The sequence below is a fragment of the Eubacterium sp. F2 genome (assembly GCF_046244355.1).
Classification (GTDB): Bacteria; Bacillota; Clostridia; order Peptostreptococcales; family Anaerovoracaceae; genus Aminicella.
Map to the genome: position 1 here is coordinate 2,348,205 of NZ_CP176393.1, position 26,026 is coordinate 2,374,230.

Annotated in this window: 22 protein-coding genes and 1 riboswitch; of the genes, 6 read left to right on the top strand and 16 right to left on the bottom strand. The window is 50.7% G+C overall.

The genetic code is table 11. The annotated features are described in order from the left end of the window. Positions 1-326 precede the first annotated feature (326 nt). The 10 genes from ACI77B_RS10310 to thiD form a co-directional block, all read right to left on the bottom strand. On the bottom strand, positions 327-1,610 hold the full coding sequence (locus tag ACI77B_RS10310; protein ID WP_409336727.1) for a TRAP transporter large permease: 1,284 nt from the start codon (positions 1,608-1,610) through the stop codon (positions 327-329). Continuing rightward, entirely contained in the window at positions 1,607-2,143 is a 537-nt protein-coding gene (locus ACI77B_RS10315) for a TRAP transporter small permease (protein ID WP_409336728.1), read from the bottom strand. Before ACI77B_RS10315 ends, ACI77B_RS10310 begins: the two co-directional genes overlap by 4 nt. Before the next feature lie 14 nt (positions 2,144-2,157). Further along, the gene (locus ACI77B_RS10320; RefSeq protein WP_409336729.1) at positions 2,158-3,198 is read right to left on the bottom strand and encodes a DctP family TRAP transporter solute-binding subunit; all 1,041 of its coding nucleotides are present in this window, start codon (positions 3,196-3,198) and stop codon (positions 2,158-2,160) included. 414 nt (positions 3,199-3,612) lie between these two features. Beyond that, entirely contained in the window at positions 3,613-4,011 is a 399-nt protein-coding gene (locus ACI77B_RS10325; RefSeq protein ID WP_409336730.1) for a hypothetical protein, read from the bottom strand. 15 nt (positions 4,012-4,026) lie between these two features. Next, positions 4,027-4,794, bottom strand: a complete 768-nt coding sequence (locus ACI77B_RS10330; RefSeq protein WP_409336731.1) for a FadR/GntR family transcriptional regulator — start codon at positions 4,792-4,794, stop codon at positions 4,027-4,029. 555 nt (positions 4,795-5,349) lie between these two features. After that, positions 5,350-7,950: a heavy metal translocating P-type ATPase gene (locus ACI77B_RS10335; RefSeq protein ID WP_409336732.1), complete on the bottom strand. Its 2,601-nt coding sequence runs from the start codon at positions 7,948-7,950 to the stop codon at positions 5,350-5,352. 138 nt (positions 7,951-8,088) lie between these two features. Beyond that, a complete protein-coding gene (locus ACI77B_RS10340) occupies positions 8,089-8,463 on the bottom strand; it encodes a heavy-metal-associated domain-containing protein (RefSeq protein ID WP_409336733.1) in 375 nt (124 codons plus the stop codon). A 21-nt stretch (positions 8,464-8,484) separates the two neighbouring features. Further along, positions 8,485-8,868 (bottom strand): metal-sensing transcriptional repressor, encoded by a 384-nt coding sequence (locus ACI77B_RS10345; RefSeq protein WP_409336734.1) that lies wholly within the window; start codon positions 8,866-8,868, stop codon positions 8,485-8,487. Between the two features lie 220 nt (positions 8,869-9,088). Further along, a complete protein-coding gene (cytX, locus tag ACI77B_RS10350; RefSeq protein ID WP_409336735.1) occupies positions 9,089-10,267 on the bottom strand; it encodes a putative hydroxymethylpyrimidine transporter CytX in 1,179 nt (392 codons plus the stop codon). Further along, complete coding sequence (gene thiD / locus ACI77B_RS10355) at positions 10,260-11,084, bottom strand: bifunctional hydroxymethylpyrimidine kinase/phosphomethylpyrimidine kinase (protein ID WP_409337733.1); 825 nt, start codon at positions 11,082-11,084, stop codon at positions 10,260-10,262. The genes cytX and thiD overlap by 8 nt, the downstream gene beginning before the upstream one ends. Before the next feature lie 197 nt (positions 11,085-11,281). Continuing rightward, positions 11,282-11,381: riboswitch (TPP riboswitch) on the bottom strand. 231 nt (positions 11,382-11,612) lie between these two features. Between thiD and ACI77B_RS10360 the strand changes: the two genes are divergently transcribed. Beyond that, a complete protein-coding gene (locus ACI77B_RS10360; protein ID WP_409336736.1) occupies positions 11,613-12,551 on the top strand; it encodes a ketopantoate reductase family protein in 939 nt (312 codons plus the stop codon). Between the two features lie 301 nt (positions 12,552-12,852). Here the strand turns inward: ACI77B_RS10360 and ACI77B_RS10365 are convergent, their stop codons facing one another. The 3 genes from ACI77B_RS10365 to ACI77B_RS10375 all read right to left on the bottom strand — a co-directional run bounded on the left by ACI77B_RS10365 (position 12,853) and on the right by ACI77B_RS10375 (position 16,960). Further along, positions 12,853-14,040 carry a hemerythrin domain-containing protein gene (locus tag ACI77B_RS10365; protein ID WP_409336737.1) on the bottom strand — a complete coding sequence of 396 codons (1,188 nt, stop codon included), beginning with the start codon at positions 14,038-14,040 and terminating at the stop codon, positions 12,853-12,855. A 142-nt stretch (positions 14,041-14,182) separates the two neighbouring features. After that, a complete protein-coding gene (hcp, locus tag ACI77B_RS10370) occupies positions 14,183-16,081 on the bottom strand; it encodes a hydroxylamine reductase (RefSeq protein ID WP_409336738.1) in 1,899 nt (632 codons plus the stop codon). A 180-nt stretch (positions 16,082-16,261) separates the two neighbouring features. Beyond that, positions 16,262-16,960, bottom strand: a complete 699-nt coding sequence (locus ACI77B_RS10375; RefSeq protein WP_409336739.1) for a Crp/Fnr family transcriptional regulator — start codon at positions 16,958-16,960, stop codon at positions 16,262-16,264. 207 nt (positions 16,961-17,167) lie between these two features. On the opposite strand from ACI77B_RS10375, the gene ACI77B_RS10380 reads away from it, so the two are divergent. The 4 genes from ACI77B_RS10380 (at position 17,168) to ACI77B_RS10395 (ending at position 20,348) form a co-directional block, all read left to right on the top strand. Then, on the top strand, positions 17,168-17,626 hold the full coding sequence (locus tag ACI77B_RS10380; protein ID WP_409336740.1) for a Fur family transcriptional regulator: 459 nt from the start codon (positions 17,168-17,170) through the stop codon (positions 17,624-17,626). Then, positions 17,616-18,611 (top strand): metal ABC transporter substrate-binding protein, encoded by a 996-nt coding sequence (locus tag ACI77B_RS10385; protein WP_409336741.1) that lies wholly within the window; start codon positions 17,616-17,618, stop codon positions 18,609-18,611. Before ACI77B_RS10380 ends, ACI77B_RS10385 begins: the two co-directional genes overlap by 11 nt. 128 nt (positions 18,612-18,739) lie before the next feature. After that, a complete protein-coding gene (locus tag ACI77B_RS10390; protein ID WP_409336742.1) occupies positions 18,740-19,531 on the top strand; it encodes a metal ABC transporter ATP-binding protein in 792 nt (263 codons plus the stop codon). Then, positions 19,524-20,348 carry a metal ABC transporter permease gene (locus tag ACI77B_RS10395; RefSeq protein WP_409336743.1) on the top strand — a complete coding sequence of 275 codons (825 nt, stop codon included), beginning with the start codon at positions 19,524-19,526 and terminating at the stop codon, positions 20,346-20,348. Before ACI77B_RS10390 ends, ACI77B_RS10395 begins: the two co-directional genes overlap by 8 nt. A 144-nt stretch (positions 20,349-20,492) precedes the next feature. Here ACI77B_RS10395 and ACI77B_RS10400 read toward each other — a convergent pair whose 3' ends face one another. Continuing rightward, positions 20,493-22,220: an ABC transporter ATP-binding protein gene (locus ACI77B_RS10400; protein ID WP_409336744.1), complete on the bottom strand. Its 1,728-nt coding sequence runs from the start codon at positions 22,218-22,220 to the stop codon at positions 20,493-20,495. Positions 22,221-22,483: 263 nt separating this feature from the next. Between ACI77B_RS10400 and ACI77B_RS10405 the strand changes: the two genes are divergently transcribed. Further along, positions 22,484-23,584 (top strand): DNA/RNA non-specific endonuclease, encoded by a 1,101-nt coding sequence (locus tag ACI77B_RS10405; protein WP_409336745.1) that lies wholly within the window; start codon positions 22,484-22,486, stop codon positions 23,582-23,584. 99 nt (positions 23,585-23,683) lie between these two features. On the opposite strand, the gene ACI77B_RS10410 is transcribed toward ACI77B_RS10405, so the two are convergent. Then, positions 23,684-23,902 (bottom strand): hypothetical protein, encoded by a 219-nt coding sequence (locus ACI77B_RS10410; RefSeq protein WP_409336746.1) that lies wholly within the window; start codon positions 23,900-23,902, stop codon positions 23,684-23,686. Between the two features lie 293 nt (positions 23,903-24,195). Continuing rightward, complete coding sequence (locus tag ACI77B_RS10415) at positions 24,196-25,851, bottom strand: Na+/H+ antiporter NhaC family protein (RefSeq protein WP_409336747.1); 1,656 nt, start codon at positions 25,849-25,851, stop codon at positions 24,196-24,198. Positions 25,852-26,026: the final 175 nt, after the last annotated feature.

The window sequence follows — 26,026 nt, forward strand, 5'->3', positions numbered from 1 at the left end:
ATCTGGCATAAAAACGGCTTTCAATTTGTCAACTGTATGTTCATTCATGCTATAAATAATTCTGTTGTCCGGATTCTTCCAGGGAAGGACTCGGGGTTTCCGCCGGCACTCATTACGGATGACAGATCTCATTGGATCTTCAAATCTCCGTTTTTCAGGTCCTCTCTTGTGCCCTTCACCTTTCAGCCACATCCTAACGTCCTACGTAGTATCTGTCAAGTATAGATTTGCATTTTTTGAAAATATTTCTGCAGCAGCAGAATGATACTGGCTCCCGTTTCTGCCGGAGCAGAAGCGGAGAGCCATGCGAAACATTTTTCTCCTGCCTAGAACAGGAAGAGTGAAATCTTAGGAATATAGGTGATCAGGAGCAGTACAATCAGGGCCGCGATCAGAAGCGGTATAACTGCCCGAATCATTTCGTTCAGCTTAACCTTTCCGACATTGCATGCAACGTAGAGGTTAACACCAACCGGCGGCGTAAACAGGCCGATTGCCAGGTTTACGATCATGACAACGCCGAGATGGATCAGGTTGACATTCAGCGCTGTAGCTACCGGGACGATCAGCGGTGTGAAAATATACAGCGCGGATGTGGAATCCAGGAAGCATCCTGCAATCAGCAGAATGATGTTTACGATCAGGAAGAAGATGATCGTGCTTCCATGTGTCGCACTGACCAGTGCATTGGAAATCGCAACATCCAGACGTGCTCTGGTCAGGACATAAGCGAACAGACTTGCTGCCGCTGTAATAAACATAACGGTTGCAGAGGTAGACAGAGTATCAACGATAATACTCCAGAATTCCTTCAGTCTTACCCTCTTATAGATGAACACGCCTACAAAGAGACCATATACAGCAGAGACTGCCGCTGCCTCGGTCGGTGTGAAAATTCCTCCGTAAATTCCGCCAAGGATGATGACTGGCATGATCAGACCCCAGATCGCATCCTTAAAGGCCGCCCAGCGTTCCTTTCCGGAAGCCTTCGGTTTCTTTACAAGGTTCGATTTCTTTCCAACAAGCAGAGCCACGATGATGAAGGCACCGCCCATGATAATTCCAGGGACCATGCCCGCTTTAAACAGGTCTCCGATGGATGTATCGGCAATAGAACCATACACGACAAAGGTGATGGACGGCGGAATAATTACGCCGATCGCTCCTGCAGCGCCCATCAGGGCGGATGAGAACGGAGAACTGTAACCGGATGATTTCAGAGCCGGGATCAAGGTCAGTCCGAGAGCAGCTACCGTTGCCGGACCGGAACCGGAAATTGCGGCAAAGAAGCAGGCTACGACTACGCAGACGATGGCAACGCCGCCTCTGAGATGGCCAAGGCAGGCATCTGCCAGCCGGATCAGCTTTTCAGATACACCGGCCTTATCCATAATGTTTCCCGCCAGGATGAAGTAAGGGATCGCCAGAAGAACGAATTTACTGGACGATGCGGATACAATCATCGGCACGGCGCTCATGACCGCCTCGATCGGACGGCCGCCTCCCATAACCAGCATCGTGAAGATACTCGATACACCGAGGCAGACTGCGATAGGAGCGCCAATTATAAGCAATATCGCGAAAGAAATAAACAGCGTACCAGCAATCATTTCATATCCTCCTTCTCTCTGTCAACGATCTCCTCTCCCGGATCGACAACGACTTCATCCTCCGGGCTTTTACGGATTTCCTCGATCATCGCCTGCAGAAAGCGGATGACAACGAAGAAGGAACCGATTGGTACGAAAGATCCAAATACCCACTCAGGCCACTGCATGGCAGCCGTTACCTGACCCAGAAGGATCTGACTTTTTACCATCAGGATACCGTAAATGAAAATGCAGAGTGCAAAAGCTGTTCCGAATCCGAATCCGATAATCAGAAGAATCCTTCGTGCTGCAGGACTTACTCTGTCGGTCAGAATGGAGAGTCCCAGATGTTCTCTGCGCTTGGCCGCAATCGCGGCACCCAGCAGGGTTACCAGAACAAATGAATATGTCGTAATCTCATCTGCGAAGGAGAACGATGCATGGAAGATATAGCGGGATGCAACGTTAACTACTGTAATCGCCAGCATCATCAGCAGGAAAACGCCTGCTACGATCTCTTCAATCCAATCGCAGATTTTCAGAAGTTTTTTCATCGATGTCCGCCCTCCTATCTCTTCTTAATGTTGAATGCTTTGCATGCTTCAGGTCCATAGAAGTCAATCATCTGATTTCTGAAGGAGTTTACGGATTTCTTGAAAGCATCCATCTGGCTGTCAGACAGCTTCGTCACCTTCATGCCGTTCTTTTCAAACTTCGTCAGCAGCTGACTTTCCTCTTTTACAAGCTCTTTTCTTCCCCATTCGCTGGCTTCTTCCGAACAGCTGCTCAGCAGTTTCCGTGTATTCGGATCCAGGGATTTCCAGACCTTGGTATTTGCAATAATCAGATCGCTGTCATATGCGTAACGCCAGAGCGTCATATACTTCTGGACTTCATCCATCTTCGCTGAGGACGTAATGCTGATTCCATTTTCCTGACCGTCAATAGTGCCCTGCTGAATCGCGGTGAAAACCTCACTCCAGCTCATGGCTACCGGATCGGCATGTAAAGTTTTGAACACACCCATGTAAACCTGGGAACCCGGAACACGGATCTTGAGTCCTTTGAGATCAGACGGTTTGGCTACCTCTCTCTTGCTGTTGGTCAGCTGTCTGAAACCGTTGTGGAAAGAGCTTAGATAAGTCAGGCCCTTTCTGGACAGGCGCTTTGAATAATATTTATACCCCTTGCTGTCAATTGTTTTTGCCGCCTGTCCGTATGTGTCAAAGCTCCATGGAATAGTTCCCACGGACAGCTTTTCATCGATAACGGACAAAGTACTTGTTGCATAAGCTGCCAGGTCCACACTGCCTCCGGCAACCATTTCGATACCTTTTGTTGCATTTCCTCCTGCAAGCTGATCGTTCGGGAAAACTGAAATCGTGACCTGTCCGCCAGACTTCTTCGATACGAGATCAGCAAATTTCTCTGCGACCTTCGAATCGATCTGGTTATCCGTTCCATTGACCGCCATAACCAGTTCCATTTTCTTGTACTTCCCGCTTCTGTTCGAGCTGCTATTCTGGGAGGATGAACTGCTTCCACACCCTGTGAGCATGGCTGCAGCCACCACGATGGCCATTGCCGCCGCGATAATTTTCTTCTTCATAGAAAACCTCCTGCTGTACTGTAAACCAGAATTAATGATTACGTAATCTCGCTGACATCAGCCTAACATCCTACGTTGGGTTTGTCAACATCCTACGTAAAAAACTTATAAAATTTTCTGTTATTTCTGTATACAATATTCATTATACGGCACCGTTGCCCAGCACGGCATTTCCGGTCTGGTCGTGTGCCCCGATCGGTTTCCGTTCCCACTCACGATAACGAACAGCCTGAAAAGGCCACCTTTCCGAATAATCCCTTCATACTGGCTGCCCGGCTCCGCAGATGTGTACCAGACAAAATACTTTCCCAAGCTTCTATTTAAAACTGAATATTCTTAATATTCAATTCCTACCAGGGCAACTGCTTCGCACGTAATCATTTATTCATCGTAAACGACGGCAAAGGATCTCTCCTATTCGCCGTCCTTGTTTTCCTCATAATAGTCATAGGCATCGTCGCAGCCTTCGTCATAATCTCCGTCGCCAAATTCTTCTGCATAGTCGTCAGCATAGTCATCCGGATCATCGTAATTATCCAGATCCGGATCGTAACTGCCGCTGTCCTCGCTATCAGAACTGCCGGATGAAATGCCAGCATCATAGTCGTCTTCATCATAATCATCATATTCATCGTCAGACTCTGCGCTGTCACTGTCATTATCTTCATCATAGGCCGAACCGTTATCCTCTTCATTTCCGATATAATGACCGTCATAAGAATACTCGTCACTATCGTCCCCGCAGGCAGCTGCAGAAAAGACGACTGTCAGGGATAAAAGCAGAATTCCCACGGCTTTCCCGGCCCTTTTCATATTATTTCTCCCCGGTTATGCGGAAGCAGGAGATGCAGCAGATTTCTCGTCTGCCTCCTCTTCTTCCACATCTGTCAGCTTCATATTATCCATGCCGGCCTTCACGAAATACGTTCCCCGGACAGCATGATTCAGATTCTCTTCATTCTTATCCTTAATAATATTATAAAGCCGCTCATGCGCACTTAGCAGTTCATCTGCCCTTCCCGACTCGATCATCCCTTTTACAGACTCATAACGCATCTGATAGGTCAGCTGTCTGGCGACACTGTCGATTTTCATCGCAATCGGATTATGGCACATCTGGGTAATTTCATCATGAAACGCATTATCCGCCTCAAACGCATCATCCACACTGCCCTTCTCAGCCTGCTTTCTCAGATTCTGCAGACGATCCCAAAGCTGATTTAGCTCTTTTTCACTGGAATGGCGGATTGCCAGACGCATAATACCGACCTCTACCATCTCTCTTATTTCCATCAGATCGTGATAATCCTCAGACTTATCCAGAATCAGACCGTAAACCATCGGGTCGATCATTTCCTCAGAAAAGCCCTCGCAGACAAATGTTCCTTCCGCTCTCCTGATCTCCAGCACACCCAGATAAACCAGAATTTTTACAGCTTCCCGAACAGAATTTCTGCCAACGCCAAGCTGCTGCGCAAGTTCCATTTCCTTTGGAATCTTGTCACCAGGACGAAGCTCCCTCTTCGCTATCGCATCGGTCAGACTGTCTATAATCTGCTGCACCACAGATTCACTCTTTATCTTTTTCAGTTTCATCGCACAGCACCTCCTGTTTCTTTATCCTTACCTGATACCGGGAAATATCCCGCTGCCGGTCTCTGGTCCGGCTTCAGGCAGCGGCACTCCATGTTCATGGCAGGAAACTCTGCCTCACACCCGTGCACACCTTCTAATGTTTAACATCCTACGTAGTTTGTTATATATCATCCTACGTTCTATATTGATTTGACTTTAACATACTTTTGTTCTTCTGTCAAAACCTTATTCATGAACGATGGTGTCAAAAGCCGCTGGGAGTTTTTGCTGGCAGATCTACAGGTTGTTTTGTGAGCCGTACGCGGCCTATGCCTGGAACACCTCTCGGCTCCTTCGCGCATGCTCACGCTTCCGACTCCGCCGGCCTTCTCCGGGCCGCGTACCTTCACCTGCTTTTTTCCATTTTTCAGTCACAAGGAAAAAACCACGGCGGAAAGCACTCCTCTGCACTTCCCTCCACGGTTTCCGGCAGCCGCCTCAGGCTCTTTTGCGCTTAAGACGGCTGCCGCTTTCAGCAGTATTTATCTGTCACACACTTCAGACCCGTATCAGGAACTACGCAATGCTCTTGACTTCGTAGTCTTTGTCCTCTACGGCCTTCTTCAGGACGTCGTCAGCGACGTCACTGCTCATGGAAACGACAGCCTGTCCTGCTGTATGGCTGACGTCTGCGGAATCAACTCCGTCCAATGCCTCGAGGGCCTTTTTTACTGTAGCTTCGCAGTGCTCGCACATCATTCCGTCAATCTTGATTGTCTTTTTCATATCGTCTTCTCCTTCCGTGATTGCTGCGGCGGCGTTATTTCCCGCTGTCTCTTTATCTTCCTCAGAATCCTGGGTAATCAGGCTTTCTGCTGAAATCGCGTTCTTTTTCTTTTTATCTTTTGCGGCGTTATGCAGGTCGAAGAGGTTCAGTCTCAGGGCGTTGGTGACAACGCAGAAGCTGGACAGGCTCATGGCCGCAGCGCCAAGCATCGGATTCATGGTGATGCCGAGCAGGTGGGCGTAGGCGCCGGCTGCCAGCGGCATCAGCAGGACATTGTAGAAGAATGCCCAGAAGAGGTTTTCGTGGATGTTCCGCAGGGTCGCGCGGCTTAAGCGGATGGCTGCAGATACGTCGGTCAGCTTACTGTTCATCAGGACGACATCGGCTGCGTCGACAGCAACGTCTGCGCCGGCACCGATGGCAATTCCCGTATCCGCTCTGGTCAGGGCCGGCGCATCGTTGATTCCGTCACCGACCATGGCTGCTTTACCGAATTTCTGCAGTTTCCGGATGACGGCTTCTTTTCCGTCCGGCAGAACACCTGCAATGACTTCATCCACACCGGCCTGAGCTCCGATTGCCTTTGCGGTCTTCTCGTGATCTCCGGTCAGCATGACTACATGGATACCCATGTTCTGCAGTTCTTTCACGGCCTGGGCACTTTCTTCCTTTATGGTATCGGCAACGGCGATCATGCCGGCGGATTTTCCATCTTCAGTAAAGTACAGGCAGGTCTTTCCCTGATCGGCCAGGCGGTCAGCCGTTTCCGACTGCTCCCTTGAAATTTCAGCTTTTGTCGAAATGAAACGGGCGTTTCCTCCGAAGAGCTGTTTTCCATGATAAACTCCGGAAACGCCGCTGCCGGACAGGGTCTGGTAATCTTCCACGGCTTCTTCTTCCATACCGGAAGCAGAAAGCCTGTCCATGACTGCTCTGGCCAGCGGGTGCTCACTCTTGGATTCCAGTGCTCCGGCTAGCTTGAGAAGCTGATCTTCCGTGTATCCCTCTGCCGGGATAATGTCGGTTACCTGTGGATGACCCTCTGTGATGGTTCCGGTCTTATCCAGCGCGACGATATCCACACGGCCTGTCTCTTCCAGGGAAGCCGCGGTCTTAAACAGGACTCCGTTCTTGGCGCCTTTTCCATTGCCGACCATGATGGCAACTGGTGTTGCGAGTCCCAGTGCGCACGGGCAGCTGACGACGAGCACGGCGATGCCTCTGGACAGAGCATACGGAAGTGCGCCGCCTGCCAGGAGCCAGATCAGGAAAGTCGCAAGTGCGGCCAGAAGAACGGCCGGTACGAAAACTCCGGATACCTTGTCCGCAATCTTGGCGATCGGGGCCTTGGTTGCCGCCGCGTCGCTGACCATCTGAATGATCTGAGACAGAGTTGTATCTGTTCCGACTCTCAGGGCTCTGGCCTTGACATAGCCGGAACTGCTTGTGGTTGCCGCAGAAACACGGTCACCCACTTCTTTATCCACCGGAATGCTCTCTCCGGTGAGGGCGGATTCATCGAAAGATCCGTTTCCTTCAATGATTTCTCCGTCAACCGGAACATTGCTTCCGGCACGGACGACGAACACATCGCCGACATTCAGCTGATCGATCGGAACCTCCTGCTCCTGACCATTCACTTCGACGACAGCAGTCTTCGGAGCCAGCTTCATCAGGCCCTTCAGCGCGTCGGTGGTTCTGCCCTTGGAAATGGCTTCCAGCAGCTTTCCGATGGTGATCAGGGTGACGATCATCGCGGCAGACTCAAAGTACAGGTTGTGCATCTCGGCCATCGCCGCAGCGTCTCCACCGGTGATCTGGTCTCTGGTCATCTTCAGAAGTACGACGAAACTCCATGCAAAGGACACCATCGAGCCCATTGCGACCAGCGTGTCCATGTTCGGCGCTCTGTGAATCAGCGACTTAAATCCGCTGATAAAGAATTTCTGATTGATCACCATGATAATTCCGGCCAGCAGCATTTCCAGAATGCCTACTGCCACCATATTTCCCTCAAAGAAGGACGGCAGCGGCCAGTTCCACATCATGTGGCCCATAGAGAAATACATCAGCGCCAGCAGGAAGATGACGGAAGAAATCAGTCTCTTCTTCATCACCGGCACGTCCTTATTCTCCAGCGCCTTCTCTTCTTCTGCATACATATCCGCAGTGGACTTGTTCGCTTCGCCGCCCTTCAGCTCGGCGCCGTATCCCGCATCCTCCACAGCCCTGATAATTTCGCCCGGAGACACATCACCTTCAACTCTCATGGAGTTGGTCAGCAGGCTGACGGTGCAGCTCTCCACACCGGGAACTTTTCCTGCAGCCTTTTCGACTCTCGCCTGGCAGGCCGCACAGCTCATTCCCGTAACGTTATAATCCTGCTTCATCTCTTTTTCCTTTCCTTATCAATACCCTGACAACCGCAATCTCTTTTCCTTATCCCAGATTTCCGCATCAGGCGCACGCCTCAGATCCCCTTATTTCCAAGGCATTCTGCTTTACCCCTGCCTGTGCCATGTATGTTCTTACGCTACCGGAACCGTTTCAATTCCGGAAACCTCATATCCCGTATTCGTTACTGCGGAAGACAGACGCTCGTCGGAAACCTCGCGGTCCATCTTTACAATCGCCTGGTTTTTCTTGAAGCTTACATCGGAAGATACCCCGTCGATCCGGTCCAGCGCTCTCTGCACGCGGTACTGGCAGTTCTTGCAGTGCATTCCGTCGATGTGCATGACCTTTTCAGAAACGACCTTGCCGTCCAGTTCCTTCTTCAGCGGCTTCAGATCTCCGCCGCCACCGCCGCAGCATCCGCCTTTAACGGTTTTAATCGACTTTCTGATGGCAAAAACAAGAATCAAGGCAATAACGGCTATTACAACGATAACTCCAACGTTCATTGTGAATCCCCCTTTCTCCGGCTACTTCATCATTTTTTGCAGCATATTCACCAGCTCGTTGATGGATTCATCCTTTCCATTTCTGATGTCATCGGCGACACAGGTCTTGATATGACTGGCCAGAAGCACCTTATTGAAACTGTTCAACGCTGCTGCCGCGGCCGAGGACTGTCTCAGCACATCCGGGCAGTAGGCATCTTCCTCGATCATCCTCCGGATTCCCCGGATCTGTCCTTCAATGCGGCTCAGCCGGTTAACCAGGTCCCGGTACTCTTTGGGCGAACGCTTCTTCATCTTGCAGCATCCGTCGTCGACCGTCACCGATCCGTCCGCGTGGACTGCAGCATCCGCGTGCTTTGGCGGATTCTGCTCATCCGGCATCTTCTCACATGCTTCACACGACATTCTATCCCCTCCTCGGCAGTGATTTATCTTCTGTCTTTTTTCATCTCTCGCTGACACATGCATTATACCCCCATAGGGTATCATGAAACAAGTCTAACTTATGTTTATTTTCCCGGACAAAAAGAAAACGGCCGCCGGAAAGCCTTGAAAACCAAAAGCTTTCCGACGGCCTGAAGCAAGGAGACTCCTTGTTTTTTCCCGTCATACGGTAATTTTTTGTCTAGGCCCTCCTGCGGCCTCTGCCTGCAAGAAGGTTCGCAATCACGCAGATTACCATGGTAATGACGAAATCCGGAAGGGTATTCCCCACCGGGGTATTCACCGTCATGAGCCAGCGGTAAAGAATGAAACCAATCAGCCAGACAATCAGGTTGACCCTGTTGAAACGGTCTTCACAGTCCGCCCTCTTCAAGATAAAGTAATCCGCCGCCTGCACGGCAATCATCGGCGCAAAAACGCTTCCGATGAAATACAGGAAATTAGTGATGTTATCCATGTTAAACATCATGGCGCCGGCAGTTCCGATAATCGTTACGATCAGCGCCGCGTGCTTCTCATTGATCTTATGATAAACCGTCACGCTGGATACCCCCGCGGAGTATGCGTCCAGGAAGGTTGTCGTTACTGTGGACAGGATGACGATCAGAAGTCCGGCGATTCCAAGACCCGCCTTGGTCATGATGACGGCGATGTTCGTCTCTCCGGTAAACAGCGATGCTCCCATTCCAATCACGAACATGAAGACGGAAACGATGCTGTAGGTCACCACGCTTGCTGCAGCGGCCGCGGCCGGTTTCTCCGCCTCCCTCGTGTAGTCGGAAATCAGCGGGAGCCAGCTGAGCGGCATGGAAACCGCAAGCTCTACGGCGCCTCCGAAGGTCAGCGTTCCCGCTGAAACCTTCCCCATGCTGTTCCCGCTGAAGAAAACCAGCTTGAAGAGGATCACCGACAGAATCAGAAGCAGGACCATGGAAACCAGGCTGAGTTTTCCCAGATTGGTCACGCCAACCAGAATCCAGATCAGGATCAGAACTCCCATGATCAGCGCCCAGAACCAGACACCCATATGGAAAATCGACTGGGCGGAAACGGCTCCGTCGTAGGTCATGATGGCCGTCCAGCCGAGAAGCTGCAGGACATTCAGGATCGCGAACAGCTTGCAGCCGACGGTTCCGAAACTCATGCTGACAGTTTCCATCGCGCTCTTTTCTTCAAATCCTCCGATCAGACCGGCCAGGAGCATCATGACGCCGCCGATCAGATGGCCCAGCAGAATTGCGAGAAGAGCCTTCTTAAAGCCAAGTCCCGCAAAATACGTGCCGGTCAGGATTTCCGCGATGGACACGCCTGCGCCGAACCAGATCAGCGCGTTGCTGAAAGTCGAAGTTTTTTTAGTCATCTGCGTCCTCCTCCGGAAGCAGATCTCCGTACTCTCCTTCAATTCTGAACGCGTGATTCATCGGGCCGCTGCCCTTTCCCAGATCCAGCATGGCTGCCAGCGCGCCGGAAATATACGCCTTTGCGAGGCGGACGGAAGTCTTCAGGTCCCGGCCCTTTGCGAGATTGGACGCAATGGCGCTGGACAGGGTGCAGCCCGTTCCGTGGGTATTCGGATTGTCGATCCGCTTTCCTCTGAACCAGTGTGCGCCTTCCCCGTCAAACAGCAGGTCATTGGCGGTGCTCAGCTGATGGCCGCCCTTGCAGAGGACAGCGCAGCCGTAATGCTCCATGATCTTCTTTGAAGCGGTAATCATGTCTTCTTCTGATTTTACCGGCATCTCCGCCAGGACTTCCGTCTCCGGGATGTTCGGTGTAATCACTTCTGCCAGCGGCAAAAGCTTATTCTTCAAGGCATCTACGGCATCTTCGCTGATGAGCCGCGCACCGCTGGTCGCTACCATAACCGGATCCACGACGATGTGCTTTGCGCCGTACTGCTCCAGCTTTTCCGTAATTACTGCAATCAGTTCCTTAGAGGATACCATTCCTGTCTTTACCGCGTCCGGATAAATATCTGTAAAAATGCAGTCCAGCTGCTTTCCCAGAAACTCAGGCGTGGACTCCAGGACATCGGCAACGCCGGTGGTGTTCTGTGCCGTCAGAGCGGTAATCGCGCTCATGGCATAAACTCCGTTGGCCGTCATCGTCTTAATGTCTGCCTGAATTCCAGCGCCTCCGCTGGAATCCGATCCAGCGATTGTTAATGCGGTTTTCATCTTCATCTTGAGATCTCCTTTCTCAGAAACGCACTAATTTTCTATTGCGGCCGAAGGTGGTGCCCCCAATCCGCCGCAGGAAGAAGCATGCGCGCAGCGAAGCCTCAATCGGAAAGCCCCTCTGAAACTCCGCCTGCAGCAAGGAAAATGCCGATCGCATTGAAAAAGGGGCCTTCCTTTCCGGAACAGCCCCTTCAAAATTCATCTTCCATAATCCCTCCGCTGGCATTATCCAAATCAGGTTTTCAGGGTCAGGTTATTACCTTTCTCAGCCTTTCAGCTCCCCTTTATGTACGTACATGTTATTCTTCTGTATTCATTATCTTAACACTGCAGAAGAGCCCTGTCAAAATAATGAAATGGATAAATAAAGTTTTGACAGAAGAACAAATATGTGTTACAGTCAAACCATGATAGGACGTAGGATGATATATACATGCTACGTAGGATGTTAATAGACTGGGAAAGCCGGCGGAATACCGGGTCGAATTATTGCCTGGATAAAAGACTGAAAGGAGCTTATTTATCATGAGAATTGGATTTGTTGGATGCGGAGCAATTGGCAGCTGCTATGCCAGCTATTTAGTAAAGGCACATGAGGTCTGTGTTCTGGATACATCAGAGAAGGTAATCAATGCCGTTAAAGAACATGGAATCCTGGTAGATCAGTGCGCTCCGGGTCATGGAAACGGAGAAACGGTTGCCGTTCATCCTGCCATTGCCACCACTGACCCGAAGGAAATCGGAGTTGTCGATATCCTCGTTGTATTTGTTCACTATCAGTATCTGGAATCGGCTGTCAGAAATGCCCTTCCGATGATCGATAAGCATACCATGGTTATGTGCCTGCAGAATGGCTATGGAAATTATGATGAGATTGCCAAGGTTGTTCCGGAAGAACAGATCGTGATTGGAAATACGGCATTCGGAGCAACTCCAGTAGAACCGGGACATGTCAAGCATACTGGCTATGGCGCAATGAATATCGGAACCATCAAGGCACCTAAGGAGAAGGTACTTGAAGTGGCAGAAGCTTTCCGTGCAGCAGATCTGGATGTTGATGTCCATGACAACGTCATGAATGCCATCTGGCATAAACTGCTGGCAAATGTTGCCATTAACGGTGTCAGCGCGCTGCTTGAGACTAAGAACGGCTTCATCAGCCAGAATCCATATGCAAACAAGCTGACAGAAATGCTGATCGGTGAGGCAATTCTCGTAGCCAACGCAGACGGATGCACTTTAAATTACGAAGAAGAACTGGAACATGCCTATGATGTCTCCCGCAAGACTGACGAGACAATCAGTTCGATGGTGCAGGATGTCATTCATCACAGAGAAACGGAAATCCGCATTATTAACGGAGCAGTATCAAAGTTAGGAAAGAAATATAACATCCCGACACCTGCAAATGATACCATTCTGAACCTGGTACTGGCAAAGCAGTCCCTCTATCTTGGAAAATAGAGAAACAACAAAATAAATCTGTAAAAACCCTATACCTATATAAGAGGCCTTCTGTGATTTCAACCAATCATGGAAGGCCTTTTTTCTTGTATTGTCTGTCCGTCTGGCGGCAGCAAGTTTCCCGGATAACCGCCCTTCCATAACTCCTCATGGCCGGGGATCTCCTTCCAGCAAAAAGCAGAAAACGGCTGACTCACACTTCAGCCGTTTTCTGCAATATCATCTAATTATCAGAGGCAGAACATCTGCCTCATGGGAGTGATCTCTGTTATGGTTGATTACTGCTTCAATGCTTTACAGTCTAGTCGTCTTTTGTTACCCCGTACTTCTCCATCATCTTCTTCAGGAAGGAAAGGTGAAGCTCTCTGGTGATCATCGACTGCGGCTTGCGCTCATAGTCACGGCACTTCTGATTGACTTCTTCCTTTGCCTCTTCAGAAAGCTGGTTATTCGCAAAGGTATAGACGACGTTGTTTTCCTTCTCGATGTGGCGCTGAAGCAGGTTGGCGTAACCCATCAGATGGGCGATCAGCTGCAGCTTGTGCTCTGTCTTCGGCTCTTTCTCATAGAGATTCAGCGCTTCCTCAGCCTCGCGGACATGGTCTCTTCCCAGGTCATGCTCCACCAGCATGCCGTGCGTGATCAGATTCTCCGCAACGGTTCCCAGGTCCTTCACCATTCTCGGGAAAAGGAAATCCTCTTCCTTTCCATGATGATGACGGTCCGCGTATTTTCTGATGAAGTCGATAATCCTTCTGATCTCGTCTGCATCAACGTCTGCGCCCTCCAGAATTCCGCAGCAGATCCGGTCAACGACCTGCAGCATGTAGTGGATGTTCTGGTGCTCTTCCATCATCAGATCGACGGCGTACATCCCCAGCTTTACATCTGCCTTCTTGATTACGCAGGATCCATCATGATCAGAATACTTATAACCGCTGCCTTCCAGCATGCCGGAAACCATGGCCTCACGCAGGGCATAATACGGCGCATCGTCCTTACCAAGAACCTGGTAGCTTCCCGCATGCATATCCTGCACCCTGCTCCAGCAGACACGGTCCTCCGATTTTTCGGTCAGCTGATTGACATTGTCGCAAGGCATACCGTCCAGCAGGCTGTCATTCAGCAGCTGATAGGCTTCCTGCGCATCGTGAACCTCTGCCTTGTTCTCTTCACCAAATGCCTTCGCCGCCTTTTTCAGATCATCCAGGCGGGAAGCATCCTCATCCAGAATGGCGGTTACAAGTCTGGCACTTCTGTCCTCTGCGGCTCCGATTCTCGCCTGCAGCCATCCGTGGATATTTCCTCCGTCAATGACGGTGTCCAGCTGCGGCATCTCCACCGGCTTTACATCTTCCGACAAAGCAGAATCTGCAAGAACATTCCAATTATTTTCTTTTCCGTATTTCACGATTGCGTCCGTCATTCCCTCCTGAAGCTGGATCTTGTGATACAGCCAGAAGTGAATCGGTCCAAGGAACTTACTCATTTCTATTCTCCTCTTATTCAGGAAGGGATTCCGAAGCGGCATCCATGCTGCACGGACCTTCTTTTTTAATTTCCGGGCGGCATCAGTCTGACGCCGCCCGGGATGTTTATTGCTTTATTGCTATATTTCTTATTCTTACAGCCTATTTTCCAACTGCATCGTTAACAGCCTTCAGTACTGCATTGACATCCAGTCCGTGTACATAGCAGGCATCTCTCAGGGACTCCATCTGGGAGGACGGGCAGCCCAGGCAGTGCATGCCGCAGTTCATCAGAGCTTCTGCAGTCTCCGGGAACTGAGCGAGGATTTCTCCAACCAGCATGTCGGATGTAACCGGACCCTCAGCAGAAGCATCGTCCGCTGTTTCCTCTGCTGCGTCAGCCTTTGTCTCCTTCTCAGCAGTGAAAAGCTTGATGTCGTCTTCTACTGTTCCGATTCCTGCGATTCCGAAAGTGTCGACCAGAACCTGTGCAACAGTAGGTGACAGGAATGCCGGCAGAGTCGGTCCGAGGTGAATGTTCTTTACGCCCAGGGACAGGAGAGCGAGGAGTACGATGACAGCCTTCTGCTCATACCATGCAATGTTGAACTCGATCGGCAGGTCATTAATGTCATCCAGTCCGAATACATCCTTCAGTGCCATAGCGATCATAACCAGGGAGAAGGAGTCGTTGCACTGTCCTGCATCCAGAACACGCGGAATTCCATTGATGTCGCCCAGGTTCAGCTTATTGTACTTATACTTTGCGCAGCCTGCTGTCAGAATGATTGTGTCCTTCGGCAGAGCCTTTGCGAACTCTGTATAGTACTCTCTGCTCTTCATACGGCCGTCGCATCCAGCCATAACGATGAACTTCTTGATGGAACCGTTCTTGATGTTTTCAACGATCTTGTCAGCAAGGGACAGGGTCTGCGCGTGAGCAAATCCTCCGACGATTGTTCCCTCTTCAATCTGCTCTGGTGCTTCGCACTTCTTTGCGAGCTCGATGATCTCGGAGAAGTCCTTGTGACCGTTCTCGTCTGCCTCGATGTGCTTGCAGCCCGGGAAGCCTGCAGCGCCTGTTGTGAACATCTTATCCTTATATGTGCTGTTGGCTGTCGGCGGAACGATGCAGTTGGTAGTCATCAGGATCGGACCATGGAAGGAAGTGAACTCTTCTCTCTGCTTCCACCATGCATTTCCGTAGTTACCAACCAGGTTGTCATACTTTCTGAATGCCGGATAGTAGTTTCCTGGCAGCATCTCGGAATGGGTGTAAACGTCAACGCCTGTTCCCTGTGTCTGCTCCAGCAGCATTTCCAGATCCTTCAGGTCATGTCCGGAAATCAGGATTCCCGGATTGTTTCTTGTTCCGATGTTAACCTCGGAAATGATCGGGTTTCCGTAAGCGGATGTGTTAGCCTCATCCAGGTCAGCCATTCCCTGAACACCGTTCTTTCCAGTTTCCAGAGTCAGGTTTATGTACTCGGAAGCAGTCATTGTGTCATCCAGTGTCTGAGCCAGTGCCTTCTGAACGAATGCGTCAACATCCGGATCTTCCTTGCCGAGAACGTTTGCATGCTTTGTGTAAGCAGCCAGTCCCTTCAGTCCGTAAGTGATCAGCTCGCGGAGGCTTCTGATATCTTCATCTACAGTAGCCAGAACACCGACCTCATCGGATGCTGCCTTCTCTTCATAAGCCTCTTCCGGTCCGTTCCACTCTGCAGCTTCCGGCAGGTTGTCGCGGCTGTCTATCTGATGCAGCAGCTTTTCCTTCTCATACAGAGTCTCTGTAATTCTCTCTTTAATTGCTGTGTCATCGAAGTTTGCGTTTGTGATTGTAGTGAACAGGTTCTCTGTTACCATGTGATCAACATCTCTTGGAACTTCCTTGCCCTCGTCACGCATTCTTGTTGTAACTGCGGACAGTCCCTTTGTCACGTAGATCAGCAGATCCTGCAGTCCTGCAGTCTCCGGCTTCTTTCCACATACGCCGCCCTTGGTGCATCCTTTATTTCCTGCTGTCTCCTGGCACTGAAAACAAAACATCTTATCTTCCATAATATCCTCCTTTAGATGATTTCTTTTATTCCCTGCGTCCTTTCCGACGCGCTTCTTTCAAACAACAACTGAAGTATAGCACGGCCCCAGAGCTGTTTCGATAACAAATGTTACATTTCGCAAGATTTTATTCCCTTCTTGCAAAACTTTTAATATCAGCATCCCGAATATCCGGAATGGCTAGAGCAGATCCATCAGCCGTTCCAGATCCGGCACGGTGATCTTCCGCTTTTCCATACAGATCAGGCCTTCTTCCTTCATATGATTCAGTTCTCTGGACACGGAAGGTCTTGCCGCATTCAGAAATTCTGAAAGATCTGCCTGACTCATGGCAAATGCTTTTCCCGGATGATCGGATAAGTAGACCAGCAGGGTCTTCGCGATTTTCTGCCGCAGAGTCGAGCAGCTCATAATCTGCAGCCTCCGGTTTAAGAAATACGCTTTCTTTGCAAACACGGCAATCATATTATGAATCAGCTTCTGGTGCCATTCACAGGCATTTCCGCAGGACTGGAAGGTAAAATTCTTCGGCATCAAAAGAAGATCGGAAGCCTTCTGCGCCTCTGCGTAGTATTCGTAATTCTCCTTATCTAAAAACAGCAGGACCTCGCCGAACATCTCCCCCGGCTCCGTAAAATCCGCCATCACCGCCCTCCTGCAGTCCAGATATTCTTTACCAACCTGAACCTTTCCGGAAAGCAGGATCATCAGATACTCCGGGTGATCTTCTTCATTAAAAACCTGTTCGCCCCGGCCGTATCTCTTCACCCGGGATCCGCTGCAGGACAGACAGTGTCCGATTTCGGACAGATCCATTCCTTTAAACAGAGCACAGGATAACAAGCCGTCCTGATATTTCTGGAGCTCTTTTTCTGTCATACACATTTCTCCTTTCCCTTCGGCCCGCCGCCCGGGAGTATTTTGTCTCACCTGCACCAGTGCACGCCGGAAGGCATCTCCTAAAGTATACCACACGAAAAAAAGAAATAACCAGGGCGTGTATACAGGCAGTTGACAAACTTCCATTTTCTGTATATGATATAAAACTGAAAACGGTTTTCATTTTACGAGAAGGAAGCGAAAACAATGTCAAAATCAGAATACAAGACGCGGCAGAAGGACGCAATCCTGGACTATCTGAAGCAGCATCCGGGAAAACACGTGACTGCCGGGTCTCTTCAGCGTCTGCTGGAAGATAAAGGAATACATATCGGAACCACTACGATTTACAGGACCCTGGACCGGCTGGTGGCGGAGAATCAGGTCCGGAAATATGAGAATGGCAGCGGACAGAGCGCCTGCTATGAATATTTAAATGAAGAAACGCGCTGCCATCCGGGCGAGTACCACATGATGTGCGAACGCTGCGGCCGCCTGATCCACCTGCACTGTGAAGAGATGAAGAAAATCACCGATCACATCCAGACGGGACACGGGTTCACCCTGGACCCGGGGCGCACAGTCCTCTATGGCATCTGCGAAGAATGCCGGCTTCTGGAGGAAGAAGAAAAGAAAAAGAAGGAAGCGGATCACCATGAGAAATAACAGAATTCAGATGCGCAGACTTTCCGTCATTCTGCTTTCTCTTCTCCTGGTCCTCACGGCGGCACTCACTTCTGCCTGCGTGAGGCAAAAAACAGCCGGCAAGGAGAAATCCTCCCCGGCATCCCACAAGCTGAAAATCGTCGCCACGATCTTTACCCCCTACGATTTTGCAAGACAGATCGGAGGAAAAGATGCGGAGGTAAAAATGCTCTTAAAGCCTGGTGAAGAGGCCCATTCCTACGAGCCGACTCCTAAGGACATCCGGGAAATCCAGAATGCCGACCTCTTCATCTATGTCGGAGGAGACAACGACACATGGGTAAAGAAGATTTTACAATCCATGGGAAATAAGGCGCCGAAGTCCATCAAGCTGATCGACCTGACCAGCACGGTAACCGAAGAAGAATCCGAAGGCATGCAGGAAAACCCGGCTGAACGGAATGAACACGCAAAGGATCTGGACGAACACGTCTGGACCTCGCCGGTAAAGGCCATTGAGATCACGAAAAAAATCTCAATGGAAATGCAGAAACTTGACCCGAAGCACGCCGATGACTACAGAGCGAATACTGCGGCTTACGTAAGAAAACTTTCCCGTCTGGACCGGCAGTTTAAAAAGGTCGTTTCCCATTCGAAGAGGAAAGAAATCATCTTCGCCGACCGTTTCCCACTCCGGTATCTGGCGGATGAACTGGGGCTGAAATACTACGCGGCATTCTCCGGCTGCTCGGCAAACACCGAGCCGAGCGCCAAGACTGTGTCCTTCCTGACTGATAAGGTAAAGAAAGACCACATTCCGGTCGTGTTCACGATCGAACTGTCGAACCACCAGATGGCCAATTCCATCTGCGAAGTCACCGGGGCCCGCCGCATGACCTTTTACTCCTGCCACAATGTCACGGCAAAGCAGAAACAGGCCGGTGTGACCTACCTGTCCATGATGGAGCATAATGTAAAAGTTTTAAACTACGCGCTGAATCACTGATTCACAGCGCAGCAGCACCGTGCGCGGCAGAGCTTCTGCCGGCGGAATCATACTGCAGAACACAGACATATTCATATAGAAAAGAAAGATGATGACTGATGAACTTAATTAGCTGCAAAAACTTAACCATGAGATACGAATCCAGCTTCTACGCACTGAAAGACCTGAACTTTCATGTAGAAAACGGCGACTACCTCTATATTCTCGGACAAAACGGCGCAGGAAAAAGCACCCTGATCAAGGGGCTCCTGCAGCTGAAGAAGCCGTCTTCCGGGAACATTACATACGGGGACGGACTGAGCGCAAGCGACATCGGCTACCTTCCGCAGACCACACAGATCCAGAAGGATTTTCCGGCCAGTGTCAGCGAGGTCGTGCTGTCCGGATGCCTGAACCAGATGAAGAGGCGCCCCTTCTACACCCATAAAGAAAGAAAACTTGCAGCGCAGAACATGGAACGGATGGGCATCACGCCGCTGAAAAACAAGTGTTTCCGAGAACTTTCCGGAGGACAGAAACAGAGGGTTCTACTTGCGCGTGCGCTTTGCGCCACCAGAAAAATTCTCCTTCTGGACGAGCCAGCGGCAGGCCTGGATCCGGTCGTTACACAGGAAATGTATGATCTGATCGACAGGATTAACAAGCAGCTAGGTATTACCATTATCATGGTTTCCCACGATATGCACGCCGCCCTGAAGTATGCAAAACACATTCTGCAGCTTCACCAGCAGCAGCTGTTCTACGGCACGACGGAAGAATACATCGAAAGTGACATCGGACGGAAATTTATCGGAGAATCTGAGGATGCAGGCCTTCTCAGCCAGCATCAGGATCATCTGGAAGACGCAGCCAGTATCGCAGAATCCATTCCGCCGCTAAAGCCGGAATCAGAAAACAGAAAGGGGGAGGAATATGCTTAGTCTGATGAAAGAAATGCTGGAATATCCCTTCATGGTCCGCGCATTCATCGCCGGCACGCTGATCGCTCTCTGCGCGGCGCTGCTGGGGGTCAGCCTGGTCCTGAAGCGCTACTCCATGATCGGAGACGGACTGTCCCATGTCGGATTCGGCGCCCTCGCCCTCGCGACAGCCCTGAACGCCGCGCCGATGGCCATCGCCATTCCGATTGTGGTCACCGCGTCCGTGCTGATGCTCTGGATCGCCCAGAACAGCCGCGTCAACGGAGACGCCGCCATCGCACTGATTTCCACCGGCTCCATGGCCGTGGGCGTCATGATCATCTCCATGACCAACGGCATGAACGTCGATGTCTATAACTATCTGTTCGGCAGTATCCTGAGCATGTCCCACGATGACATCGTCCTCAGCATCTGCCTTTCCGCCGTCGTCCTGCTTCTGTTTATCCTGTTTTACAACCGGATATTCGCCGTCACCTTCGACGAGAACTTTGCAAGAGCGACCGGAACCAATGCAGGCCTTCTGAACATTATCATCGCCCTTCTCACGGCCCTGGTCATCGTTCTGGGCATGCGGATGATGGGAGCGCTGCTGATTTCTGCCCTGATCGTCTTCCCGCCGCTGACCTCCATGCGCCTCTGCAAGACCTTCCGGACCGTCATCCTGAACTCCTCTGTCATTTCCGTGCTCTGCGTCTGGATCGGCCTGATCCTCTCCTACCTGTTCGGAACCCCGAGCGGCGCCAGCATCGTCATCTGCAACATTATCGCCTTCTGCGCCTACGGCAGCATCGGCCTTGTGACAAAAAAGAATGCGTAAGGGAATCACGGACTGTAACCCGCATCATTAAAAAATGCCTCCTGAGGATTACTATTTCCCCGGGAGGCATCGCTGTTTTTTTGAACTTTTCTATCCTGTGATGACCGGTCCGGTCATTTCTCTGCTGTCCGGGAAGAATCTGTCCTAGTTCTCCGCCAGACGGCAGTACTTCGCGTAGGTTCCGCCCTGCTGAAGCAGCTGGCTGTGCGTTCCTCTTTCACTGATCACGCCGTTTTCAATCACCAGGATTTCATCCGCATTCCTGATCGTCGACAGACGGTGGGCAATCGTGATGCTTGTGCGGTTCTCCGACAGTTTCTCCAGACTCTTCTGGATGTACTGCTCACTTTCATTATCCAGCGCGCTGGTCGCCTCATCCAGAATCAGAATCGATGGGTTCTTCAGGAAGATCCTCGCGATGGAAACTCTCTGTTTCTGGCCGCCGGACAGCCTGGTTCCCCGCTCGCCTACAAAAGTCTCGTATCCGTCCGGAAGTGACATAATGAACTCATGGAGATCCGCTTCTTTTGCAGCACGGATAATCTCCGCGTCAGAAGCGCCCGGCTTTCCATAAGCAATATTTTCTTTTATCGACCCGGAGAAAATATAGACATCCTGCTGGACGATTCCAATGGTCTTTCGCAGAGACTCCAGGCGGATTTTCCGGACGTCCTGCCCGGCGATTTCAATACTTCCCTTCGTCACATCATAAAATCTCGGAAGGAGGGAGCAGATGGTCGTCTTTCCTCCGCCGGAAGGTCCCACCAGCGCGATGGACTCTCCGTGCGGAACGGTAAAGTCGATATCGTTTAAGACATCTTCATTTTCATCATATTTAAAGGCTACATGATGGAAGCTGATGTCCCCCTCCGGGTCCTTCAGATCTTCCGCATCCGGCGCATCGACGATCTCCGGCTCCGCCTCGATGACCTCACGGAAACGCTTGAATCCCGAGAAGCCCTTCTGCAGCATCTCCGTCAGCTCCACCAGAATCTGAATCGGGCTGATGAAAATTCCTATATAGATGGCGTACATGGCCAGATCCGACGCTGTCATCTCCCCTTTTGCGATGAAATAACCGCCAAATACCAGCGTCACCAGATACATCATGCCGATAAAGAAGGTATTTCCGCTCTGGAAGGTTCCCATCGCCCGGTAATTGTCCTTCTTGGAAACAAGGAAAGCCTCGTTTCCGGCATCGAACTTCTGCTTTTCGATGTCTTCATTTGCAAACGCCTGCACCATGCGGATTCCCGACAGCGAATCCTGCAGGGATGCGTTGATGTCACCGATCTTTCTGCGGTTGTCCGTGAAAGTCATCTGCATCCGGTTGTTCTGCCTCAGGCTCACCAGAATCATGACAAAAACCACCCCGGCAAGGATGAACGCCAGTTTCCACTGAATCAGGAACAGAAAGACAAAGGATCCGATCAGCTTGACGATGGAAATAAACAGGTTTTCTGGTCCGTGATGGGCCATTTCCGAGATATCAAACAGGTCGGAGACCAGCTTACTCATCATCTGACCCGTATTATTTTTGTCGTAATAGGAGAAGGACAGCTTCTCATAATGCTCGAACAGTTCCTGCCGCATGTCCCGCTCCATCCGGGCGCCCATGATGTGGCCCTGACAGCTGACGTAGTATTTACAAAGGGCCTGAATGATGTAGGCAGCGAAGAAGCCCGCCGCAATCAGCGGCAGCCGGTGCAGAATCGCCTGACCATCCTTCAGGAACAGCGTCTTCGTCAGCACTCTGAGCGCCTGCGGAAAGGCCAGATCCACGATGCTGATCACGGCCGCGCAGAATAAGTCAAAATAGAAAACCGCGCGGTAGGGCCTGTAGTACTTGATAAACTTCCCGATTGTCTTCATGAATAACACCCATTCCTTATTTCACAGAGAACATCTGCAAAAAACAAACGTTCTCATTCCATTTAAACACAGTATTAATTATTATACCCTATATCCATCAGAAGGGAAACAGTCAGATTCGTCACACCCGGCATTCAGGAAAAAGATAAAATTCTTCATTGCTATAGTATGAACACTTGTTTTCATGGTATACTGAATCAGAACCTTACCGTATTATTTCTAAGGTAAAGTTATGCACAGAATTCATGAAATGGGGAATTACTATGAACGAAAAGAAAATGGAAGGGCGGTCAAAGTCCGCAAAACGCAGCCGCCGGCTGCTGCTGACCCTGCTGCTGGCTCTGGCCATGACCTTTACGATGGCCGGATGCGGCACGACCTCTTCATCCGGAAGCAGCACGCATCACAGCAATACTGCGTCATCACAGGAAAAAACAACTTCCCGTCAGGACGGGTCGAAAAAACTGCATCACGCCGTCTCGGCAAGCGCGGCCAATGCATCAGGAGTAAAAGCAGGAAGCTCATCCGGCGCCGTCAACTTATCCAAAGTTCCGGCCTATAAAAACAGTCCTTACACGACACTGAACGGAAATACTCCGGCCTTCTCCTCTTCCCAGCTGACCAGACGCTCTTATGAGAGGTATGGTTCTCTGGATTCACTGGGACGCTGCACGACCGCTGTTTCCAGCATCGGACGCGACCTGATGCCAACCACCGAACGCGGCAGCATCGGCATGATCAAACCGACCGGATGGCACACCATCCGTTATTCCTTTGTTGACGGAAAATATCTCTACAACCGCTGCCACCTTATCGGCTACCAGCTGACCGGAGAAAACGCCAACGAGCGCAACCTGATCACCGGAACAAGATACATGAACGTACAGGGAATGGAGCCATTCGAGTCGGAAGTCGCAGACTACATCAAGCGCTCCGGAAATCACGTCCTGTACCGGGTAACGCCGATCTTCAAAGGTCACGAACTCGTGGCCCGCGGCGTCCACATGGAAGCAGAATCCGTTGAAGACCACGGCCGCGGCGTAAAATTCAACATTTACTGCTATAACGTCCAGCCGGGTGTAAAAATCAACTACGCAACCGGCGGCAGCACCGCCACGAACGGTGAAAGCGGCACTCACGGCGGAAGCACGCCGACCTACAGCAATGGAAGCTCGAGTCAGTCTTCTTCACACCACGACAATGCGCGTCATACATATGTCGTCAACGTCAACACCAGGGTCTTCCACCTGCCGTCCTGCAGCTCGGCAAAACGGACCCTGGAAAAGAACAAGCGCACCATGAGGGTGAAACGCTCATTTCTGATTGAACACGGCTACCGTCCGTGCAAAAACTGCAATCCATAAAAAGGCGTTTTCCCTTGATGAAAAGGGCGGAATCCTGAAGGAATATTTCCACAGGATTCCGCCCTTTTACTTTTGTCACTGATTGATGAGAAAGTGAATTTACTTTTCAAGAGGAAGTCTGACGCCCATTTCCTTCAGGCTGTCTTCCATTGCCTGATTGAATCCGTCGATGTCTTCCTGCCAGTATTCTTTAATGGCCTGACGGGCAGCGTAGATAGTCTGTACCGGCGGGGTGAAATGCATCTCACCTTTATCTCGGATAAAGCTGTACTGCATGTACAGGTTGGTGTAGTAGGAATGGGTCGAGAAAATCACCATGAAGGCCGGATTTCCCGACTGAAAAAAAACAGAGTCGGGAAATGGCTCCTTTTGGGCGGGTTTCCCGACTCCAAACACGTAAAAGAGACGGGTGGCTATGCACTCGTCTCTTGGTCATCGGTATCTTGGATATATACGACGTTCCGCTTGCTGATCGAGCTTCGCCTTTGGCTCGCTCTCTCAGGCGGCGAAAGCATAAGGCCTTCTCATCATTCGCGGTTCGCTTGCGCTCCCGCTCATGAGAACAAGCGCCATTACGACGTGCGGCTCGCCAGTCGCAAGGCTAGTTCTCCCTATAGCGTATCTGCGTCTACGGCTCCGATGGCTGCGGTTCTCATGTCGTCGTTCGGGTTGATCTTGCGGATGAAGAGCAGGGCCAGGATGACCATGAGGATGCCGCATGGGAGGGAAATCCAGGCGCTTCTGGTGAATCCGGCAATGACGTAGGTAATACAGGATATTGCTGCTACGGTCATCGCGTATGGAAGCTGTGTGGATACGTGGTTCATGTGGTAGCACTGTGCTCCCGCGGAGGACATGATCGTTGTATCAGAAATCGGTGAGCAGTGATCTCCGCAAACCGCGCCGGCCATGCAGGCGGAAATCGCAATGATCATCAGTTTATAATCGGAAGACCCGAAGATTCCGGTGACGATTGGAATCAGGATTCCGAATGTTCCCCAGGATGTACCAGTAGCAAACGCCAGGATGCAGCCGATAATGAATACAACTGCCGGCAGCAGGGACATGTAGCTGGATGCATATGTCTGTACGAAGTGCTTTACGAATACGGTAGATCCGAGGCTGTCCGTCATGGCCTTCAGGGACCATGCAAAGGTCAGAATCAGGATCGGGGCTACCATGGCTTTGAATCCTTCCGGAACGCAGTCCATGAATTCTTCAAAGCTCATGATTCTGCGTGCCATGTAGAAGATCAGAGTGAAGACCAGTGCGAAGAAGGAGCCGTATGCCAGTCCGACAGATGCGTCACTTCCTGCAAATGCCTTAGCCAGTGATGTTCCCGAGAAGAATCCTCCGGTATAGATCATACCGAGTACGCAGCAGATAATCAGCACGATGATCGGAATCACCATATCCGCAACCGTTCCTCTGCTGTTTGGAATTTCAGATTCTTCCGGATAAGGGCGCTCCTGTGTTGTATACAGGTCGTTATTGTGGATCGCATTTCTTTCATGCGCAACCATCGGGCCAAACTCTGTCTGTGTCATTACAATAGAAAACATGAACACGATGGTCAGCAGCGCATAGAAGTTATATGGAATACACTGAATAAATACAGTAAAGCCATTATGCCCTTTTACCATACCGGAAACCGCTGCAGCCCAGGAAGAAATCGGGGCGATCACACAGACCGGCGCAGCCGTTGCATCGATCAGATAGGCGAGCTTGGCTCTGGAAATATGGTGGTGGTCTGTGATTGGACGCATAACAGATCCTACTGTCAAGCAGTTAAAATAATCGTCGATGAAAATCAGAATGCCGAGGACAATCGTCGCAATGGATGCTCCCCTTCTCGATTTGATATGCTTCGACGCCCACTTTCCGAACGCTGCAGACCCTCCTGCCTTGTTCATCAGTGCAACCAGCACACCCAGAATGACCAGGAAAATCAGGATTCCAACGTCGTAGTGGTCAGACAGGGATGCGATCAGTCCGTCCTTATAGACGTGGTTCATGGTTCCCGCAAAACTAAATCCGGAATACAGAAGACCTCCGGCGATAATTCCGACAAACAGGGAACTGTATACTTCCTTTGTTACAAGAGCAAGGCCGATGGCGATAATCGGCGGAACCAGAGACCATGCCGAGTTTCTGGCACTGGCCTTGGTCGTTACCATCGCCGCAATAATCAGGAACACGATTACCACGCCGAAGGCGATCAGACTGGCCATGCCTCGTCTGCTCTTCTTTTCTTGTTGATTACTCATGAGCAATCTCCTCTCTCTTCAGTTAGAAACTTTGATAAAATGATAATGACATAAAAATAAACAGCTGATGCGAAATCAGCTGCCTGAACAATTCCTGCACGGAACGTGCTCCGTCATACTCAGTCTCCCCCTTCCGGGAAGGGCTGCACATACGACAAAAAACAACACGCCAGGG

Bases quoted from the DNA above. Each gene is read 5' to 3' on its own strand.
- ACI77B_RS10310 (WP_409336727.1), bottom strand. From the start codon at position 1,610: ATGATTGCTGGTACGCTGTTTATTTCTTTCGCGATATTGCTTATAATT.
- ACI77B_RS10315 (WP_409336728.1), bottom strand. From the start codon at position 2,143: ATGAAAAAACTTCTGAAAATCTGCGATTGGATTGAAGAGATCGTAGCA.
- ACI77B_RS10320 (WP_409336729.1), bottom strand. From the start codon at position 3,198: ATGAAGAAGAAAATTATCGCGGCGGCAATGGCCATCGTGGTGGCTGCA.
- ACI77B_RS10325 (WP_409336730.1), bottom strand. From the start codon at position 4,011: ATGAAAAGGGCCGGGAAAGCCGTGGGAATTCTGCTTTTATCCCTGACA.
- ACI77B_RS10330 (WP_409336731.1), bottom strand. From the start codon at position 4,794: ATGAAACTGAAAAAGATAAAGAGTGAATCTGTGGTGCAGCAGATTATA.
- ACI77B_RS10335 (WP_409336732.1), bottom strand. From the start codon at position 7,950: ATGAAGCAGGATTATAACGTTACGGGAATGAGCTGTGCGGCCTGCCAG.
- ACI77B_RS10340 (WP_409336733.1), bottom strand. From the start codon at position 8,463: ATGAACGTTGGAGTTATCGTTGTAATAGCCGTTATTGCCTTGATTCTT.
- ACI77B_RS10345 (WP_409336734.1), bottom strand. From the start codon at position 8,868: ATGTCGTGTGAAGCATGTGAGAAGATGCCGGATGAGCAGAATCCGCCA.
- cytX (WP_409336735.1), bottom strand. From the start codon at position 10,267: ATGACTAAAAAAACTTCGACTTTCAGCAACGCGCTGATCTGGTTCGGC.
- thiD (WP_409337733.1), bottom strand. From the start codon at position 11,084: ATGAAAACCGCATTAACAATCGCTGGATCGGATTCCAGCGGAGGCGCT.
- ACI77B_RS10360 (WP_409336736.1), top strand. From the start codon at position 11,613: ATGAGAATTGGATTTGTTGGATGCGGAGCAATTGGCAGCTGCTATGCC.
- ACI77B_RS10365 (WP_409336737.1), bottom strand. From the start codon at position 14,040: ATGAGTAAGTTCCTTGGACCGATTCACTTCTGGCTGTATCACAAGATC.
- hcp (WP_409336738.1), bottom strand. From the start codon at position 16,081: ATGGAAGATAAGATGTTTTGTTTTCAGTGCCAGGAGACAGCAGGAAAT.
- ACI77B_RS10375 (WP_409336739.1), bottom strand. From the start codon at position 16,960: ATGACAGAAAAAGAGCTCCAGAAATATCAGGACGGCTTGTTATCCTGT.
- ACI77B_RS10380 (WP_409336740.1), top strand. From the start codon at position 17,168: ATGTCAAAATCAGAATACAAGACGCGGCAGAAGGACGCAATCCTGGAC.
- ACI77B_RS10385 (WP_409336741.1), top strand. From the start codon at position 17,616: ATGAGAAATAACAGAATTCAGATGCGCAGACTTTCCGTCATTCTGCTT.
- ACI77B_RS10390 (WP_409336742.1), top strand. From the start codon at position 18,740: ATGAGATACGAATCCAGCTTCTACGCACTGAAAGACCTGAACTTTCAT.
- ACI77B_RS10395 (WP_409336743.1), top strand. From the start codon at position 19,524: ATGCTTAGTCTGATGAAAGAAATGCTGGAATATCCCTTCATGGTCCGC.
- ACI77B_RS10400 (WP_409336744.1), bottom strand. From the start codon at position 22,220: ATGAAGACAATCGGGAAGTTTATCAAGTACTACAGGCCCTACCGCGCG.
- ACI77B_RS10405 (WP_409336745.1), top strand. From the start codon at position 22,484: ATGAACGAAAAGAAAATGGAAGGGCGGTCAAAGTCCGCAAAACGCAGC.
- ACI77B_RS10410 (WP_409336746.1), bottom strand. From the start codon at position 23,902: ATGGTGATTTTCTCGACCCATTCCTACTACACCAACCTGTACATGCAG.
- ACI77B_RS10415 (WP_409336747.1), bottom strand. From the start codon at position 25,851: ATGAGTAATCAACAAGAAAAGAAGAGCAGACGAGGCATGGCCAGTCTG.